General features: G+C 78.3%; 2 protein-coding genes. Both read left to right on the top strand.

Going from position 1 to position 1,898, the window contains the following annotated elements:
• The coding region (locus tag AC08OO_RS19165; RefSeq protein ID WP_476618840.1) for a helix-turn-helix domain-containing protein at nt 1-1,370 on the top strand (1,370 nt) is incomplete at its 5' end.
• Nucleotides 1,325-1,828, top strand: a complete 504-nt coding sequence (locus tag AC08OO_RS19160) for a hypothetical protein (protein ID WP_476618839.1) — start codon at nt 1,325-1,327, stop codon at nt 1,826-1,828. The genes AC08OO_RS19165 and AC08OO_RS19160, both read left to right, overlap by 46 nt.
• Nucleotides 1,829-1,898: the final 70 nt, after the last annotated feature.

The following is a 1,898-nucleotide window of genomic DNA, read 5'->3' as shown; positions in this document are numbered from 1 at the left end:
TTTCGCGCGAGCAGGTCTACCGGCTGGTGACCGGCGTCCCGGAGCGGCTGTCGCTGGTGACGCTCGCCGCGCTCTGCGACATCCTCGGCTGCGCGCCCACAGACCTCGTCGAGCCCTACCGGGGCCGGCCCCGGCGCGCCGCCGGCCCCGGTGCGCCCGCGGCACCGCCGGCCCCGGTGCGCCCGCGGCACCGCCGGCCCCGGTGCGCCCGCGGCACCGTCGGACACGGCACCGTCGGCCACGGCACCGTCGGACACGGCACCGTCGGACACGACGGCGCCGCGGGCGGTGTCCTTGCCGGTCGTGATGCCGTTGCGGCCCCGGCGCGCCGAGATCACCGCCGTCCCCGGCCCGGGGACCGGGTCATGACCGGCCCCCGGGCGTCTTGGCTCGAGAAGGTGGCGGCCGGCCGGGTGGCGGTGACCGCGGCGGTGGCGGCCGCCGGCCCGGCCCTACCGGCCGACGTGATCGCCGCGGCGGTGGGCGCGGTCAGCGGCGCGAGCCTGCGGCACCTGGCCGACGCTCTGGCCACGGACCCGGCTGCGCTGAGCGTCGGCGCGCCACCGGCGGTCGGACGGCTCGTCGGGACTCTGATCGCGGCCGGTGGCGCGCTGCCGGTGCCGACCTGCGTGCGCTGCGGCGCGACCGGCCGTCCGCTGACCCGCCAGGACGACGGGCAGGGGCTGTGCTCGCGCTGCCACAACCGGGCCCGGGCAACCGCCTGCGCGCGCTGCGGGATCATCAAACCGGTCGCCGGCCGCGACCCGCGGGGCCAGCCGGTCTGCGCGCGCTGCGCGGACCGGGCCCAACGCCGCTGCGGTGTGTGCGGCACGGTGCGCCGCATCGCGCGGCGCGCGCACGACGACCAGCCCGACATCTGCGTGAACTGCTTCACACTCCCGGAGGCGGTCTGCTCGGTCTGCGGGCGGCGGCGGCCCTGCACGTTCGCCAGCAGCAACGCCCCGCTCTGCCAGACGTGCACGCCACGGCGCGCGCTGCCGTGCGCCCGCTGCGGCGCCACCCGGCCACCGGCCGTCCGCTGGCCCGAGGGGCCGGTCTGCGACCCGTGCTACACGGCGGCGCTGCGCCACCGCGGCACCTGCGCGTCCTGCGGCCAGACCCGCCGCCTCGTCCATCCCCCCGGCGTCGGCGCCACGACCTGCGCCGACTGCGCCGGCCTGCCGGTCACCCACCGCTGCGCCGGCTGCGGCCTCGAGGACAAGCTGTTCGAGGCCGGCCGCTGCGCGACCTGCTCCCTGCGACGCCGCACGACCGTGCTGCTCTCGCCGCCGACGACGGGCAGGTCCCGGCCCACCTCGCCGCCGTGGCCGAGGCGATCCGCGCGACCCCGAACCCCTACACCGCGTTGAACTGGCTGCGCACCGGCGCGGCCAGCGGCCTGCTTGCCGACCTGGCCGCCGGCCGGCTGCCCACCAGCCACGACGCGCTCGACACCCATCCCCGCCGCGGCGCCGCCGACTACCTGCGCACCCTGCTCGTCGCCCACCAGGTACTCCCGGCACGCGACGAGGCACTCGCCCGCGCCGAACAGCGCCTGGCCCGCCGGCTCGCAGACGTCGAACCGCCCGAACACCGGCGTGTCGCAACCGCCTACACCACCTGGCGGGTCCTGCGCCGACTCCGCGCCCGCGCGGAACACTCCCGCCGCCCCCGGACGGTGACCGCCCGCGCCAGCCAACTCGTCCACGTCACGATCGCGTTCCTCGCCTGGCTGCACGACCGCGGCACCACCCTCGCCGAGCTCGACCAGCACACCGTCGACCTCTGGCTGACCAGCGGCGCCCCGTCCGCCCGACGACGTCGGTGACTTCCTCGCCTGGACCGCCGGGCGCGGCCACACCCGAACGCTGACAGTCCCCGCCCGCCCCCGACCGACC

The organism is Frankia sp. CeCAU1, from assembly GCF_977971845.1.
This window is presented reverse-complemented; position numbering and strand designations above follow the sequence as displayed.